Origin of the sequence: Tropicimonas sp. IMCC6043 (assembly GCF_004146235.1) — a bacterium.
Classification (GTDB): Bacteria; Pseudomonadota; Alphaproteobacteria; order Rhodobacterales; family Rhodobacteraceae; genus Tropicimonas.
On record NZ_SELO01000014.1, the window covers coordinates 93,614 to 108,497 of the forward strand.

Annotated in this window: 14 protein-coding genes and 1 pseudogene; 7 read left to right on the forward strand and 8 right to left on the reverse strand. The window is 67.8% G+C overall.

Features of this window, described 5'->3' with window-relative positions:
- Positions 1-33 precede the first annotated feature (33 nt).
- The 4 genes from EU800_RS28895 to EU800_RS28910 form a co-directional block, all read right to left on the reverse strand.
- Positions 34-2,004 (reverse strand): VWA domain-containing protein, encoded by a 1,971-nt coding sequence (locus EU800_RS28895; RefSeq protein ID WP_129633437.1) that lies wholly within the window; start codon positions 2,002-2,004, stop codon positions 34-36.
- Positions 2,001-2,534, reverse strand: coding sequence for an RNA polymerase sigma factor (locus tag EU800_RS28900; RefSeq protein WP_129633439.1), 534 nt, complete (start codon positions 2,532-2,534; stop codon positions 2,001-2,003). Before EU800_RS28900 ends, EU800_RS28895 begins: the two co-directional genes overlap by 4 nt.
- A 170-nt stretch (positions 2,535-2,704) precedes the next feature.
- A complete protein-coding gene (locus tag EU800_RS28905; RefSeq protein ID WP_129633441.1) occupies positions 2,705-3,268 on the reverse strand; it encodes a DUF1523 family protein in 564 nt (187 codons plus the stop codon).
- 10 nt (positions 3,269-3,278) lie between these two features.
- Positions 3,279-3,545: a hypothetical protein gene (locus tag EU800_RS28910; RefSeq protein WP_129633443.1), complete on the reverse strand. Its 267-nt coding sequence runs from the start codon at positions 3,543-3,545 to the stop codon at positions 3,279-3,281.
- A 153-nt stretch (positions 3,546-3,698) separates the two neighbouring features.
- Here EU800_RS28910 and EU800_RS28915 point away from each other — a divergent pair, with 153 nt between their 5' ends.
- From EU800_RS28915 to EU800_RS28925, 3 genes are all read left to right on the forward strand, one after another.
- Positions 3,699-4,991, forward strand: coding sequence for an acetylornithine deacetylase/succinyl-diaminopimelate desuccinylase family protein (locus EU800_RS28915; protein WP_129633445.1), 1,293 nt, complete (start codon positions 3,699-3,701; stop codon positions 4,989-4,991).
- A 204-nt stretch (positions 4,992-5,195) separates the two neighbouring features.
- The gene (locus EU800_RS28920; RefSeq protein WP_242500579.1) at positions 5,196-6,797 is read left to right on the forward strand and encodes an MFS transporter; all 1,602 of its coding nucleotides are present in this window, start codon (positions 5,196-5,198) and stop codon (positions 6,795-6,797) included.
- A gap of 204 nt (positions 6,798-7,001) precedes the next feature.
- On the forward strand, positions 7,002-7,604 hold the full coding sequence (locus EU800_RS28925; RefSeq protein ID WP_129633449.1) for a sulfotransferase family protein: 603 nt from the start codon (positions 7,002-7,004) through the stop codon (positions 7,602-7,604).
- A gap of 88 nt (positions 7,605-7,692) precedes the next feature.
- On the opposite strand, the gene purD is transcribed toward EU800_RS28925, so the two are convergent.
- Entirely contained in the window at positions 7,693-8,964 is a 1,272-nt protein-coding gene (purD, locus tag EU800_RS28930; RefSeq protein ID WP_129633451.1) for a phosphoribosylamine--glycine ligase, read from the reverse strand.
- 70 nt (positions 8,965-9,034) lie between these two features.
- Between purD and xseA the strand changes: the two genes are divergently transcribed.
- Entirely contained in the window at positions 9,035-10,591 is a 1,557-nt protein-coding gene (gene xseA, locus EU800_RS28935) for an exodeoxyribonuclease VII large subunit (RefSeq protein WP_129633453.1), read from the forward strand.
- A gap of 28 nt (positions 10,592-10,619) precedes the next feature.
- On the opposite strand, the gene EU800_RS28940 is transcribed toward xseA, so the two are convergent.
- Positions 10,620-11,090, reverse strand: coding sequence for a hypothetical protein (locus EU800_RS28940; RefSeq protein ID WP_242500580.1), 471 nt, complete (start codon positions 11,088-11,090; stop codon positions 10,620-10,622).
- Between the two features lie 104 nt (positions 11,091-11,194).
- On the opposite strand from EU800_RS28940, the gene ftsY reads away from it, so the two are divergent.
- Positions 11,195-12,322, forward strand: a complete 1,128-nt coding sequence (ftsY, locus tag EU800_RS28945) for a signal recognition particle-docking protein FtsY (RefSeq protein ID WP_129633455.1) — start codon at positions 11,195-11,197, stop codon at positions 12,320-12,322.
- Positions 12,323-12,557: 235 nt separating this feature from the next.
- On the opposite strand, the gene EU800_RS28950 is transcribed toward ftsY, so the two are convergent.
- A complete protein-coding gene (locus EU800_RS28950; protein WP_129633457.1) occupies positions 12,558-13,049 on the reverse strand; it encodes an MgtC/SapB family protein in 492 nt (163 codons plus the stop codon).
- 30 nt (positions 13,050-13,079) lie between these two features.
- On the opposite strand from EU800_RS28950, the gene EU800_RS28955 reads away from it, so the two are divergent.
- Together EU800_RS28955 and EU800_RS28960 are read left to right on the forward strand one after the other, a co-directional pair.
- On the forward strand, positions 13,080-13,994 hold the full coding sequence (locus tag EU800_RS28955; protein WP_129633459.1) for a DMT family transporter: 915 nt from the start codon (positions 13,080-13,082) through the stop codon (positions 13,992-13,994).
- Between the two features lie 51 nt (positions 13,995-14,045).
- Entirely contained in the window at positions 14,046-14,657 is a 612-nt protein-coding gene (locus tag EU800_RS28960; protein ID WP_129633461.1) for an inner membrane-spanning protein YciB, read from the forward strand.
- 105 nt (positions 14,658-14,762) lie between these two features.
- Here EU800_RS28960 and EU800_RS28965 read toward each other — a convergent pair.
- Positions 14,763-14,884: pseudogene (locus EU800_RS28965) on the reverse strand (IS5/IS1182 family transposase); the annotation flags it as partial.

Consider the following 14,884-nt stretch of genomic DNA (forward strand, 5'->3'; position numbering starts at 1 on the left):
TGTGCCCGGCCGGACCGTCCCCGGCCCTTGGGCTCAGTTCGCGAGGTTGCCAGCCAGCCGCATCAACCGTACGGCCTCGGCACGGTAGCCGAACGGGTCCGCGCCCCGGGCGCCGTTAGCCAGGTCCGCAGCCTCCGCATAGCCCCAGTCGCCGGTATGGACCGAGCCGCGGAGCAGTTCACCGAATCCGGCTACGGCGGTCGCAAAGCGGGTCTCGACCGAGGCCGCCGAGGGCTCCGCCGGAATCGGCAATTCGATCAGCCGGCTCTCGCTCCCGCCCGGCGCCTTGTAGCGGATCCTCAGGAAGGCAAGTTCGCCGGTCCCGCCATCCGCCGTCTCGGCCGACTGGTAGCGCAGCGGCGCGTTCAGCACCGCGGGCGAGCCCACCGGCGTCACCTCGTAGAGCGCCGTCACCTGGTGGCCCGCGCCGATCTCGCCCGCATCCACCTTGTCATTGGCGAAATCTTCGCGCCGAAGTGCCCGGGTTTCGTAACCGATCAGCCGGTATTCAGCGACCTCCGCCGGGTTGAACTCGACCTGGATCTTCACGTCCTGCGCAATCGGGAAGAGCTGGCCCGTAAGCTGGTCCACCAGCACCTTCTGCGCCTCGGCGATCGTGTCGATATAGGCCGCCTGTCCGTTGCCGACCTGGGCCAGCGCCTGCATCGTCGCATCGTCGAGATTGCCGCGGCCGAAGCCGAGCACCGACAGGAAGGCGCCCGACTCGCGACGAGCGGCAATGAACTCCTCCAGCGCCTGCGGATCGTGGATACCGACGTTGAAGTCGCCGTCCGTGGCCAGAAGGATCCGGGAGACCTCGCCGTCCTCCTGCATGCTTTCGGCCAGCGCATAGGCCTGTTCGAGCCCTGCCTGCCCGGCGGTCGAGCCGCCCGCCTCGAGCCGGTCGAGCGCTGCGAGGATCGTCGCCCGCTCGCCGGCCGGCGTCGGCGCCAGAACCTCGCCGGCACTTCCGGCATAGGCGACCATGGCGACCTGATCCTCGGGGCGCAGCTCACCCAGCATCAGCCGCAGCGACTGTTTCAGCAGAGGCAGCTTGTTCGCATCCTGCATCGAGCCGGACGTGTCTATCAGGAAGACGAGGTTGAGCGGCGGGCGATCAGAAACGGCCGGCATCTCGCCCTGGAGCGCGATCTGCAAAATCTGGGTGTCCGGATTCCACGGCGTCGGGCTGAGGCTGACGCTCGGCGCGAAGGGCGCGCCGCCGAGAGCGGGGGCCGGATAGTCATAGGGGAAGTAGTTCACCATCTCCTCGATCCGTACCGCGTCGCGGCCAGGCAGAACGCCGGCCATCAGCGAGGAGCGGATCACCGACCACGAGGCGGTGTCGACATCGACCGAGAAGGTCGAGACCGGTTGATCGGCCACCGCTGTGACACCGGATGCCTCCTCGTTGGCGAAAGCCTCGGTGTCTGGCGCGTCCGGCAGTGCGGCGACCATGTCCATCGGCGGTGGCGCGGCGGCGAGTTCGCTCATCGCGAAGCCCTCTTGCCCGGCAGGCGCGGCGCGTTTCGCCAGCATCGGCGCGCGCGTCTCCATGGCCGGGGCCGGCTCGGCCATCGGCGCGACCTCGAGCGCAGCCCCCCCCATCGGCCCGTCAGAGAGCAGGATCTCGTCGGCCTCGACGGCCTCCTCCTGCTCCAGTACCGGCTCGGGAAGCACCGGCTTGGGCGCGGGGCCGAAGGCAGCGTCCTGCGGCAAGATGATCAGAACGGCGAGGCCGGCGGTCACCAGCCCGGTCGTGGCCGCGAGCCCGGCGCGGCTTGTCATGGCGTGAAACATCGAAATCCCTCCATCAATCAGGCGCGCCCCGAGCGGGCGGCTGTGAGAGGGACGCACGAGCGCAGGCGATCCTTGGGGGATCGCCGACTTTTCCGCGTCGAAAGCCGCCATCGCTGCGGAGACGGTCGCGGCTTTCCGCTCCGGGTCCGGCGCGGGATCGGCCGCCTTCAGGGCGGCGCGCAGGGTCTCGAGATCATCGGTCATCGTTCTTCCTCCGCGAGGGCGCGCAGAGCCTTCTTCACCTCCGACATGCGCCAGGCGACAGTGCCCTCGGATATGCCGAGAACGCGCGCCGCCTCGGCCTGCGTGAGCTCTTCGGCGAGGATCAGCACGGCTGTCTCGCGCAGATCCGGCTTGAGGCGCGACATCGCCTGCTCCAGCCAGCCGACGGCTTCCTGCGTTTCCGCGTCGGCCGCACGGCGGGCGATTTCCCAGTCGCCCCACCCGTCCGCGGCTTTCGCGTGGCTCGCAACGCGGCGACGGCGGTCATGCGCGGCGTTGACGGCGACGCGATAGAGCCAGGTGGTGAAGCGGGCCTCGCCCCGGAAACTCGCGAGCTTGGCCGGTAACGCGAGGCAGATATCCTGCGTCAGGTCCTCGGCCTCCGCCCGCTGCCCGATCAGGCGAAAGGCGAAGGCGAAGAGCCGGTCGTAGTGCCGCGCGAGCAGCGCCGCAAAGGCATCGCGGTCACCGCCAGCGGCGGCGCGGGCCAGGGCTTCGTCATCAGTGGTCATGCGCATCTTGCCCAGTCAGACGGGCGCGGGCCGACGATCCTTGGAGGACCAGCCGAAAAAACGGCCCGCGGCACAGACCTGCGCCGGCACAGCCAATCTTCCGTCGGGCATTTCCGCAGGGGACGCGCGCCCATGCACCCGGGCAGCCGGACGCAGGGTCCGGACCTGCCTCACTCCCCATCCAGGATCGGATCCTTCCGGTTGTCCCAGAACCGCCGCCAGCGCGACCAGATCGCCAGCCAGACGCAGCCCAGCAGCACGAGAATGGTGATCGAGACCCAGGGGATGATCCGCACATCCGGCCCATCCACCGGCTTCACGCTGATCGCGTTGGGATAGATCGAGGCGAAGGGGATACGCCAGCCGTATTTCTTCATCGCCACCCATTTCGGCGCGTCCTCGGTCGACTTCATGTCGGTCGCATGCGCCTGAAGGTTCGAGGTGTTGAACTTGAAATAGGGCGGCCAGCCCCAGCCAGTGTCCTCGTTGCGATAGACGATCACGTCGCCATTCGGCCGGAAGGCCTGGATGAAGAAGATGTCGCGTCCGGTGACTTCGGTAGATTCCCCAGTGTTCGAATTGGCCCAGAAGAGCGAGTTGTCGCCGAAATCCACCCGTTTCTCGTATGTGTCAGTGATCCGGACCACGTCATTGCGCGGCAGCGTGTACCACAGAAAGGCGCCGATCACGGCCAGGATCAGGAGCCAGAGTGTCCAGCGAATATAGAACCACATGCCTGTGTCCTCAGTTGAAATTCGTGAGATAGATGATGGTGCCGATCAGCAGGATCGGCACGACATAGACCCCCAGGATGAGCTTTCGGCGAAGCGAATGGTCGTATTCCTCGAGGCCCTCCCGGATGAACGCGTCGCGGTCGCCCTCGCCGATCTCCTCGTCCCACTCCCGCTCGAGCTTGTCGCGGCGCTCGGCACGGGAATAGAGAGAAAGGCTGACATAGATCACGCTCAGCACGACGAAAAGGATCAGCAACAATCTGGCTAGCGCGGCCATGGGCACTCCGGGTCAGGGCGCCGAGGCGCCCGGGTCCTGAGCCCCGTGATAGCCCGGACCGGGGCCGAGCGCGACGGCAAATTGCGCCGCCCAGCCATCCGGTCGCAGCCAGCGGCCATTGCGGGCGCCGCGGCGGCGGCCTAGCTTCGCTCCATGGCAAGCGACATTGACAGGCGACTCGCCGAGGCGGTTGAGTCGCGCCGCGCGTCCCTGATCGCGCTTACTCAGGATCTGATCCGGATTCCGACGCTGAATCCGCCCGGCCGGAACTACCGCGAGATATGTGAGTATCTCGACCGGCGGCTCTCGGCATCGGGGTTCCAGATCGAGCTGGTGCGGGCGGAAGGCGCGCTGGCCGACAGCGACCGTTACCCGCGCTGGAACATCGTCGCCCGGCGCGACGGGCGCACGAGCGGCGACTGCGTGCATTTCAATTCGCATCACGACGTGGTCGAGGTCGGCAATGGCTGGACCTACGACCCGTTCGGCGGCGAATTGCATGACGGGCGCATCTATGGTCGCGGCGCCTGTGACATGAAGGGCGGGCTGGCGGCCTCGATCATCGCCGCCGAAGCCTTCACCCGCACCTTTCCGGATTTTTCCGGCGCGGTGGAGATCTCGGCGACGGCGGACGAGGAATCCGGCGGCTTCGGCGGCGTGGCCCATCTCGCACGCGAGGGCTGGTTTGACCCCTCGCGGGTCCAGCATGTCATCATCCCCGAACCGCTCAACAAGGACCGGATCTGCCTCGGACACCGCGGCGTCTGGTGGGCGGAGATCGAGACGAAGGGCCGGATCGCGCATGGCTCGATGCCCTTCCTCGGCGATTGCGCGGTGCGCCACATGGGAGCGGTTCTGGCCGAGATGGAGGCGACGCTCTTTCCGCTTCTGGCCACCAAGCGCACCGAGATGCCGGTTGTGCCCGAGGGCGCGAAGCAATCGACGCTCAACATCAACGCCATTCACGGCGGCGAACCGGTGCAGGAGGAAGGCTATACCGGCCTGCCCGCGCCCTGCGTGCCCGACCGTTGCCGGATCACCATCGACCGCCGCTTCCTCATCGAGGAGGAGATCGGCGAGGTGAAGGCAGAGGTGAAGCGGCTTCTGGAGAAGGTGAAATCCGAGCGGCCGAGCTTCCGCTACGAAATCCGCGATCTCTTCGAGGTGCAGCCGACGATGACGCCGGAGGGCGCGCCGGTCGTCCGCTCGGTCGCCCGGGCGATCGAGAAGGTGCTGGCGCGGGCGCCCGACTATGTCGTCAGCCCGGGCACTTACGACCAGAAGCATATCGACCGGATCGGCCGGCTGAAGAACTGCATTGCCTACGGGCCGGGGATTCTCGACCTCGCGCATCAGCCCGACGAGTGGGTCGGCGTGGACGACATGGTCGACAGCGCCAAGGTGATGGCGCTGACGCTCGGAGAACTCCTGCTGCCCGGGCAGTAAGGTCGGCGGGCCGGTTCTCACCGGAGTCACCTCGCAGCATACTGGCCGGCGCGAGGATGGCGTGCCGCCGGGCCGACTTTGCCTGGCGCTTGCCCAAGAGCTTGCCATCGCTCCGGAAACAGGCTTCACATGACAGACGGTCCGGACGCAGCTTTGCTGGCCCGGCCCCGCGACAGACCCACCCGCAGACCGGAGACCCGCGCCTTGCCCGGCAGTACCTTCGCGCCCTTCGCCTATCGGACCTACCGACTCCTCTGGATCGCCGCGCTGGCCTCCAATCTCGGCGGGCTGATCCAGAATGTCGGCGCCGGGTGGCTGATGACCTCGTTGACCGACAGTCCGGTGATGGTGGCGATGGTGCAAGGCTCGGTAACGTTGCCGCTGGCCGTGCTGTCGCTGCTCGGCGGCGTCTTCGCCGACAATTTCGAGCGCCGCAACGTGATGATGGCGGCGCAGGCCTTCATGCTGACGGTGTCTGGCCTGCTGGCCGCGCTGAGCTGGGGCGGGATGCTCGGGCCCTGGGGGCTGCTCGCCTTCACCTTTGCCATCGGCTGCGGCGGCGCGATCCACCTGCCGTCCTGGCAGGCGTCGGTCCCGGACCTGGTGCCCCGCGAGCACCTGCCACAGGCGGTGATGCTGAACGGCATGGGGTTCAACCTGATGCGCTCGGCCGGGCCGGCTCTGGGCGGCGTGATCGTGGCGCTGTTCGGCGCGCCCGCAGCCTTCGTGCTCAACACGATCACCTATCTTCCGGTAATCGCCGTCCTGCACGGCTGGCGGCCCGAACGCGCGCCCGACCCGCTGCCGCGGGAGCCGATCGGCTCGGCGCTGCGCGCCGGGATGCGCTATGCCTCGCTGTCGGCCGACCACCTGCGGATCATGTTCCGCGCCGCCGTCTTCGGGATGTCGGCGGTCTCGGTGCTGGCGATCATGCCGCTGGTGGCACGCGAGAGCCTCGGCGGCACCGCCGTCACCTTCGGGGCGCTGCTCGCGAGCTTCGGCCTCGGCGCGGTCTGCGCCGCGCTGGTTATGCGCCGCCTGCGCGACGCCCTTGCCACCGAGACCATCGTCCGGATGGCCTTCGTCACCATGGCGGTCGGCCTCGTGGCGCTCGGCAAGGCCGGCGCTGTGTGGCAAGCCGGGCTGGCGGCCTGTGCCTGCGGCATGGCCTGGCAGAGTTCGATGGCGCTCTTCAACGTGTCCATCCAGCTTGCGACCCCCCGTTGGGTGCTCGGACGGATCATGTCCCTTCTCCAGGTCTTCACCTTTACCGGCATGACGCTCGGAAGCTATGTCTGGGGGCGTCTTGCCAGCGAGACCGGCATCTCCACCGCGCTCGACATCTCCGCCGGCCTCTGCCTGGTCGGCGCGGTGCTGGGCCTGGTGCTCTACCTGCCCGCCGAGTCCAACCACGACCTCGCCCCGCACGGCCATTTCACGCCGCCCCGGCCGACTCTCGACATCACGATGAACAGCGGACCGATCAAGGTCTCGGTGGAATACCTGATCCCGGAAGACCGCACCGAGGCCTTCCTCGAGGCGATGCAGCGGCGACGGGTGATCCGGCTCCGCGACGGGGCGCATAGCTGGTCGCTCTACCGCGACTTGACCGCGCCCGCGCTCTGGCACGAGACCTACCGCGTGCCGACATGGGCGGCCTATCTGCGCCACATGGCGCGGCGCACGGCGGCCGACCATGCGAACTACCGCGACCTGCTCGAGCTCCATACCGGCGAGACCCCACCGCAGGCGCGGCGCTGGATCGAGCGGCCGGCTGAACCGACCGTGCGCCCGCCACGGATCTAGGACACCGGCTCACCGGACGAACTTTTGGAACGGTCGGCGGGGGGGGCCGGCGTCCGCCTCCGAGCCTTCATTTCCGTAGGGGCAACGATATTCGTTGCGTGCTGGCAATCCCCCATGTGACACTCCGGAAACTCGGACGGATGTCCCGGCCGGCGGGAACTCCCAAGTCTCTCTCAGGGCCGAATTTTTCAAAGAGGATTCAACATGACACTTGAGGTCATCGGCGCGGGATATGGCCGGACCGGCACGGATTCCATGCGCGAGGCGCTGAACATCCTCGGCTTCGGCCCGTGCCATCACATGTTCGAAGTGACGAACAACCCGGTCATGAAATCGCGCTGGCGAACGTTCATGACCGACGGGGTTGCCGATTGGGACGCGCTGTTCGAAGGCTACCGCTCCTGCGTCGACTGGCCGGCAGTCCACTACTGGCGCGACCTCCTCGCGCGCTACCCGGACGCGCGGGTCATCCTGACCGAGCGCGACGCCGAGGGATGGTGGAAAAGCTTCGAGTCCACCTTGCTAAAATACGTTCAAACGACCGAGGACCATGAATCGGTCGGCTACCGGATCATGCAGAAGGCATTTGGGAACCGCGTCGGCGATCGCGACCACATGATTGCCGCCTACCGGGCCCATGTCGCGGACGTCATCGATAAGGTGCCCGAAGACCGCCTCCTGACACATCACCCGGGCGACGGCTGGGAGCCGCTTTGCGCGTTCCTCGGCGTCGACATCCCGGACGAGCCCTATCCCTTCCGGAACACGACCTCGGCGGTCATCGAGACGCTGGGCCTGAACAAATAGCGCCCGGGGAAGCGGATCGGCCAAGTGGGCCTGCCGCGCTGCCCGACTTTGGTCCGCACGACGTTGGATCGGCGATTTCTTCGGCCTTCTACGCCGCTCCGAGCGCCCGCCAGCCGATGTCGCGCCGATAGAATCCCTCCGGCCAGTCCACCGCCTCGGCGAGCGCATAGGCCCTCTCGCGTGCCTCCGCGAGGCTGCGCCCTCGCGCCGTGGCGTTGAGCACCCGCCCGCCGCTCGCGGTGACCTTCCCGTCGACCTCGGCGGTGCCGGCGTGGAACATCATCTCCCAACTGGTTTCCGGCAGCCCCTCAAGCCCGCCGATCACGGAGCCCTTGGCGTACTCCCCCGGATAGCCCTTTGTCGCGAGCACCACAGTCATCGCGTGATCTTCGGCCCAATTCACCTGCCGCTCCGCGAGCCGTCCCTCGGCCGCGGCGAGCATCAGGTCCAGCGCTTGCGCCCCGAGCCGCATCATCAGCGCCTGGCACTCCGGATCGCCGAAACGGACATTGTATTCGACGAGCCGCGGCGCGCCGTCCCGGATCATCAGCCCGGCATAGAGCACCCCGCGATAGGGCGTGCCGCGCCGCGCCATCTCGGCAATCGTCGGCCGGATGATCTGCGCCAGCGCCGCCTCGGTCACCTCCGGCGTCATCACCGGCGCGGGCGAATAAGCGCCCATGCCGCCGGTATTCGGCCCTGTGTCGCCTTCGCCCACCCGCTTGTGGTCCTGCGCCGTGCCCATCGGCAGGACCGTCTCGCCATCGCAGAGCACGAAGAAGCTTGCCTCCTCGCCCTCCATGAACTCCTCGATCACCACTTCCGCGCCGGCCGCTCCGAAACCGCCGCCGAGAATCTCGTCCACCGCTGCCAGCGCCTCGGCTTCCGTCATCGCCACGATCACGCCCTTGCCCGCGGCGAGCCCGTCCGCCTTGACCACGATCGGAGCGCCCTGGGCGCGGATATAGTCCTTCGCGGGCGCCGCAGCGTCGAAGCGCGCCCAGGCCGCGGTCGGCGCGCCGGCGGCGTCGCAAACTTCCTTGGTGAAACGCTTGGAGGCTTCGAGCCGCGCCGCCGCCTGGGATGGCCCGAAGACCGGGATGCCGGCCTCTGCGAGCCTGTCCGCCACACCCGCGGCCAGCGGCGCCTCCGGACCGATCACCACGAAATCGATGCTCTCGGCTTCCGCGAATTCCACCACCGCGCCGCCGTCGCAGATGTCGAACTGCGCACATTCGGCAATCTGCGCGATCCCGGCATTGCCGGGCGCGACGACCAGCCGGTCGCATTTCGGGTTCTGCAGGATCGCCCAGGCCAGGGCATGTTCGCGGCCGCCGCCGCCCAATATCAGGATGTTCATAATGCCCTCCGCTTGGCCTTCGTCGGCTCGCGTTCTAGAGTCGCTGCCGACCCGATACAAGCGAGCCAAGATGTCCGACCTGATCGACGACGAGTCCGACGGCCCCGGCCCGGGCTCAAACGCCCCCGAATTCACCGTCTCGGAAATCTCCGGCGCGGTGAAGAAGACGCTCGAAGGCGCCTTCGGCCGGATCCGCGTGCGCGGCGAGGTGGGGCGTGTCTTCAAGGCGCGCTCGGGACATCTCTATTACGACATCAAGGACGAGCGGAACGTGCTTGCCTGCACCACCTGGAAGGGCCAGGTCTCGGGCCTTTCCGTGTTGCCCGAAGAGGGGATGGAGGTGATCGTCTCCGGCCGGCTCACCGCCTTCGGAGCGCAGTCGAAATACAATCTCAACGCCGAGCAGGTCGAACCCGCCGGCGCCGGCGCGCTGATGGCGATGCTGGAGAAGCGCAAGCAGCAGCTTCAGGCGGAGGGGCTCTTCGACGCGGCGCGGAAGCGTCCGCTGCCCTTCCTGCCCGAGGTGATCGGCGTGGTGACCTCGCCCTCCGGCGCGGTCATCCGCGACATCCTGCACCGGCTGCGCGACCGGTTTCCGCGCAAGGTTCTGGTCTGGCCTGTCGCTGTGCAGGGCCGCGACTGTGCACCCCAGGTCGCCGCCGCCATCGAGGGGTTCAACCGTCTCACGCCCGGCGGCGCACTGCCGCGGCCGGACGTGTTGATCGTCGCGCGCGGCGGCGGGTCGATCGAGGATCTCTGGGGCTTCAACGAGGAGATCGTCGCCCGCGCGGCGGCGGCCTCCGCGATCCCGCTGATCTCGGCGGTGGGCCACGAGACGGATACCACGCTCATCGACTACGTGTCCGACCGCCGCGCGCCGACGCCGAGTGCCGCCGCCGAGATCGCCGTGCCGGTGCGGCTCGATCTTCTGGCGCAGCTGGACGGCCAGGCGGCCCGGCTCTCCGGCGCGCTGGCCCGCTTCATGCAGCGGCGCGACGAGAGGCTCCGCGACCTCGCACGCGCCCTGCCCCGCGCCGAGAGCCTGCTCGCCGGACCGCGCCAGCGCCTCGACCACGCCGCCGACCGTCTGCCGATGGCGTTACGGAGCGGGCTCGACCGTCGCCGCGCCCGCTTCGCCGAGGCCAGCGCACCGCTGCGTCCGCAATTGCTGATGCAGCGCCTGCGCGGGCTCTCCGAACGACTGTCGCTCCGCAGCGCGCGGCTCGGCCCGCTGTTGGAGCGGCGGAGCGCGGATGCGCGCAAGGACCTCGACAGGCTGCGCGCGCGCTTCGCCGCAACGCCATTCCACCGGGAGCAGGCCCGCCGGCAGGATCGGCTGGCGCGCAGCGCGGAGCGCATCCTGGTGGCCCAGGACGCGATTCTGAAACGCCGCGCCGAACGCCTCGCCGCGCTTGAACGTATCCTGCGGAGCCTCGACTACGAGGAGATACTCCGCCGCGGCTTTGCCGTGGTGCGGGGCGACGGCGCGGTTGTTACCACGAAAGCCGCCGCCGAGACGGCGCGCAGCCTCGAGCTTCAGTTCGCCGACGGACGACTCACCATCGGCGCCCCGGCCCGTGGCGCGAAGTCTCGGCCTGCGCCGCCCGATCAGGGCTCTCTTTTCTGACTGCCGTCACCGCTGCCCAGCCAAGGTGTCAGACACCGACATCCGGCCCAAGGCATATGAATTCCTCGTCCGCCTCGCCGGCCTCGTAGAGCTCCGTGCCGTCCTGCCGCCCTTCGAAGAGCGCGCTGAGACCCGCGCCATTGGCGAAGAATGTCCAGCATTGCGGCGTCGCGACGCCTTCGTAGACGAAACAGATGAACTCGCCCTGCTGGTACCAGTGGCCGTCCTTGCACTTGCCGTCCAGAAAGGTCCAGACCACGCGGCGGCCGGGCTTGTACCGCTCCGCACCATAGGCTTCGCCCTCGGAAAAAAACATCAGCGTGCGACCCTGGGTGAGACGGTCGAAATCCTCCGCCGAGAGCGGCGTCTGGGCCGAGGCCGTGGCGGCGGTGACGGCGAAGGCGGCGAGAAAGGCAAGGCGGTGCATGGCGGCTCCGGTGCGGTTCTGCGCGACCATGGCAGATCGCGCCGTCTCGCTCCAGTCACCTCCGCGTGTCACGGCCAAAGCCCGCGCAGGCGTCCATCCGGCCGGATCGGCATCGCCGGGCTTCCAAATCCCGGCGCCAGCGATTAGGTGGGACCGAGTCCCAACGGAATGACCCAATGGCGTTTTTCAGCAAACTCAAGGACCGGCTGTTCAAATCCTCCACCAAGCTCGAGGAGGGGCTGGACGCCATCGTGCAGGACGGCGGCGCGCAGGACACCCCGGAGGCCACGCCAGACCCCGTCCCACAACCCGAAGCCGATCCTCACCCCGCACCGCAGCCCGATCACGCGCCGCAGCGCGAGACAACCCCGCCGCCACCTGCCGCCGCGGCGCAGCCAGAGGCGGAACCCGGCCCTCGCCCCGGGCTTGTCGGACGGCTCCTGGGGCGCCGCGAGAGCGGGGAAGTGCTGCGCCGGGAGCTCGACGACGACATGCTCGAACAGCTCGAGGAGCTGCTGATCGCCTCGGACATGGGCGTCGACACGGCGCTCAGGGTAACCGCGAATATGGCCGAGGGCCGGTTCGGCAAGCGGCTTTCGCGCGCCGAGATCCAGGCGCTGCTCGCCGCCGAGGTTGCTCGCATCATGGAGCCGGTGGCCCGGCCGATGCCGATCTACCCGAAGCGGCCGCAGGTCGTGCTGGTGGTCGGCGTGAACGGCTCCGGGAAGACCACCACGATCGGCAAGCTCGCGAGCCAGTTCCGCGCCGCGGGCAAGCAGGTGGTGATCGCCGCCGGCGACACGTTCCGCGCCGCGGCGGTCGAACAGCTCCAGATCTGGGGCGAACGCGCCGGCGTGCCGGTTCTGACCGCTCCAGAGGGCTCGGACCCGGCCAGCCTCGCCTTCGACGCGATGGAACAGGCACAGCGCGACGGCGCGGACCTGCTGATGATCGACACCGCCGGACGGCTGCAGAACCGCGCCGACCTGATGGAGGAACTGGCCAAAATCGTCCGGGTGATCCGCAAGAAGGACCCCGACGCGCCGCACAACACGCTTCTGGTGCTCGACGCGACGACCGGACAGAACGCCCTTTCCCAGGTCGAGACCTTCCAGAAGCTGGCGGACGTCACCGGACTCGTGATGACCAAGCTCGACGGCACCGCCCGCGGCGGCGTTCTGGTGGCGCTGGCCGACCGTTTCGGCCTGCCGATCCATGCCATCGGCGTCGGCGAGCAGATCGACGACCTGCAGCCCTTTGACCCCGAGGAATTCGCCGCCGCCCTGACGGGGGCGGAGGAATAGGCGCGACACGGGCAGACGGAAAAGGAAACCCCCGGCCGGGACCGGGGGCTTCGAAGCCGCTGAAATGCCTTCCTACAAAACGGTATCGGCGTGGGGACCCCACTCACGTCGCTTCCCGGAACGCGCACTCACACAGGGTGCAGGCAGACCAAAAGCCGTTCCGGGATCGTCGCTTCGCCGGCCCCTCGGGCGGAGCGTATCCGGCATTTGCAACAGCAAGATGACAGTGCCCCACTCAAGATTCCGGATCGCGCCCTTCGAGACGTGCGAGCGGCCCCAGCACCATAACCGCGATCAGCGTTGCCATCGCCCCCAGACCCGAATTTCCGACCCCCACCGCGAGGCCGACGGCGCCGGAGAGCCACATTCCCGCGGCAGTCGTCAGCCCCCTCACGCGCGCCCGGGTGATGATGATCGTGCCCGCGCCGAGGAAGGCCACGCCGCTGGTGATCGCTTCGACAAGCCGCAACGGGTCCACCCGGACCTCCGCCGCGGCTGGGTCCTGGATGGCGACGACATCCCTCGTCACGAGCGCGAAGGTGCATGCGGCGAGAGAAACCAGCATGTTGGTGCGCATGCCTGCGGATTTGTGCTTGATCTCCCGCTCGAAACCGATGATCGCGCCAAACAGGCAAGCTAGGGCGAGGCGGGCCAACGCGAGGCGCCAGTCGAGATGGGCGAACGAGGAGGTGAATTCCGCGCCGAGGAGATCGATGAAATCGAGCATGAGCAGTCAACGTAACATGAAGCGGCACTGATGGTCACCAGTCTCGCCGAATGGATCCAGTCCCTCGAGGGCACCGAGGCCGGCGCGCGGCTGGCCACGATTCTCGCGCTCTCCGCGGCGCTGCTGCACGCCATTTTCGGCGCGTTGCAGAAGGGCCGGCACGACCCCTGGCTCTCGCGCGGCGCCATCGACGCCTGGCTCTTCCTGCTCTCTGCCCCGATCGCGCTGTTCGCCGTGCCCTGGCCCGCGGGAGGCGAATGGCTCATCCTCGCCGGCGCGATGATCATCCATTTCACCTACAAGGTCGGCATGGCGCTGGCCTATTCGCGCGGCGCCTTCACCGTGGTTTACCCGGTGGTCCGCGGCTCCGGCCCGCTCTTCACGGTCTTCGGCGCCTGGCTCATCTTCGGCGAGACTTTCTCGGCCATCCAGTGGCTTGGCGTGCTGGTCCTCGTCACCGGCATCTTCGGCCTCGCCGTCTACAACCTGATCCATGTCGAGATCGATCGCGAGACCCTTGTCCCCGCCCTCTGGCTGGCGCTTGCCACCGGCGCCACTGTCGCGCTCTACACGACCTACGACGCTTTCGGCATCCGCACCACACCAGACCCCTTCACCTTCCTTGCCTGGTTCTTCTTTCTCACCGCCATGGACATGCCGGTGATCGCCGCGCTGCGCTGGCGCAATCTGCGCTTCCGGCCGCCGCCCTGGCCACTGGCCTGGCGCGGCCTTGCCGGCGCCTTCGTCGCCTGGGGCAGTTTCGGCTCGGTGATGCTGGCCACGCGGCTCGACAAGGTCGGCGAGGCGGCGGTGCTGCGCGAGACCTCGACAGTGTTTGCCGCACTGATCGGATGGCTGGTGTTGCGCGAGAGCGTCGGGCCACGCCGCCTTGCCCTGATGTGCACGATCGCGCTCGGCGCCGTGATCGTGGAGCTTGGCGGTTGACAGGGACGCAAAAAACGGGTGGACCCGGATCAGGTGTTTCTGGAGCGACGAATGGACGAGAAGAAGATCAACCCGGTGCTGAAGCAGCTCCTCGAGCTGGGGCCGACCATCGCCTTCTTCATCGCCTACATGAAGATGCGCGATCAGAGCTACGCCATCGGCGGCACCGAGTATGACGGGTTCATCGTCGCGGCCGCGGCGTTCGTCCCGGTGCTGCTCGTCGCCATGGGCATCCTCTGGCGGCTGACCGGAAAACTCTCCCGTATCCAGGTGATCACAGCGATTCTCGTCATCGTCTTCGGCGGGCTGACCGTCTGGTTCAACGACGAGACCTTTTTCAAGATGAAGACGACCATCGTCTACGGCCTTTTTGCTGGCATGCTCGGGATCGGCCTGCTGCAGGGCAAGAGCTATCTCGCCTGGGTGCTGGGCGACGCGATGCCGATGGCCGAGGAGGGCTGGATGAAGCTCACCCGCCGCCTGACCTTCGGCTTCGCCGCGCTGGCCGTTGCAAACGAAGTCGTCTGGCGCACGATGTCGACCGATGCCTGGGTGAAGATCGAGACCTTCGGTTTCCCAATCGCGCTCTTTCTCTTCATCTCGGCGCAGGTCTTCTCGCTTCAGAAATACATGGAGCCAGAGGCCGACGAACCGGCGGAATAGGCGCGGGCGGTGCGGCGCGCGAGAGCCCAGACTTGCTCTATTCGGCGCTCACGATGAACGACTGGAGAGCTGTCCAGAGCAGGACTTGGTTTCTAGGGTGAGGACTCATTTAGGCAGCCAGAAGATGACGATGGCTGCGATGCAGATGGCCGACAGGAACAGGTCTCCGCATCTGTCGTAGCGGGTCGCGATGCGCCGCCAATCTTTCAAGCGTGCAAAGGCATTCT

Excerpts from the sequence above, each read along its gene's own strand:
- EU800_RS28895 (WP_129633437.1), bottom strand. The coding sequence starts at position 2,004 with ATGACCGATGATCTCGAGACCCTGCGCGCCGCCCTGAAGGCGGCCGAT.
- EU800_RS28900 (WP_129633439.1), bottom strand. The coding sequence starts at position 2,534 with ATGACCACTGATGACGAAGCCCTGGCCCGCGCCGCCGCTGGCGGTGAC.
- EU800_RS28905 (WP_129633441.1), bottom strand. The coding sequence starts at position 3,268 with ATGTGGTTCTATATTCGCTGGACACTCTGGCTCCTGATCCTGGCCGTG.
- EU800_RS28910 (WP_129633443.1), bottom strand. The coding sequence starts at position 3,545 with ATGGCCGCGCTAGCCAGATTGTTGCTGATCCTTTTCGTCGTGCTGAGC.
- EU800_RS28915 (WP_129633445.1), top strand. The coding sequence starts at position 3,699 with ATGGCAAGCGACATTGACAGGCGACTCGCCGAGGCGGTTGAGTCGCGC.
- EU800_RS28925 (WP_129633449.1), top strand. The coding sequence starts at position 7,002 with ATGACACTTGAGGTCATCGGCGCGGGATATGGCCGGACCGGCACGGAT.
- purD (WP_129633451.1), bottom strand. The coding sequence starts at position 8,964 with ATGAACATCCTGATATTGGGCGGCGGCGGCCGCGAACATGCCCTGGCC.
- xseA (WP_129633453.1), top strand. The coding sequence starts at position 9,035 with ATGTCCGACCTGATCGACGACGAGTCCGACGGCCCCGGCCCGGGCTCA.
- ftsY (WP_129633455.1), top strand. The coding sequence starts at position 11,195 with ATGGCGTTTTTCAGCAAACTCAAGGACCGGCTGTTCAAATCCTCCACC.
- EU800_RS28950 (WP_129633457.1), bottom strand. The coding sequence starts at position 13,049 with ATGCTCGATTTCATCGATCTCCTCGGCGCGGAATTCACCTCCTCGTTC.
- EU800_RS28955 (WP_129633459.1), top strand. The coding sequence starts at position 13,080 with ATGGTCACCAGTCTCGCCGAATGGATCCAGTCCCTCGAGGGCACCGAG.
- EU800_RS28960 (WP_129633461.1), top strand. The coding sequence starts at position 14,046 with ATGGACGAGAAGAAGATCAACCCGGTGCTGAAGCAGCTCCTCGAGCTG.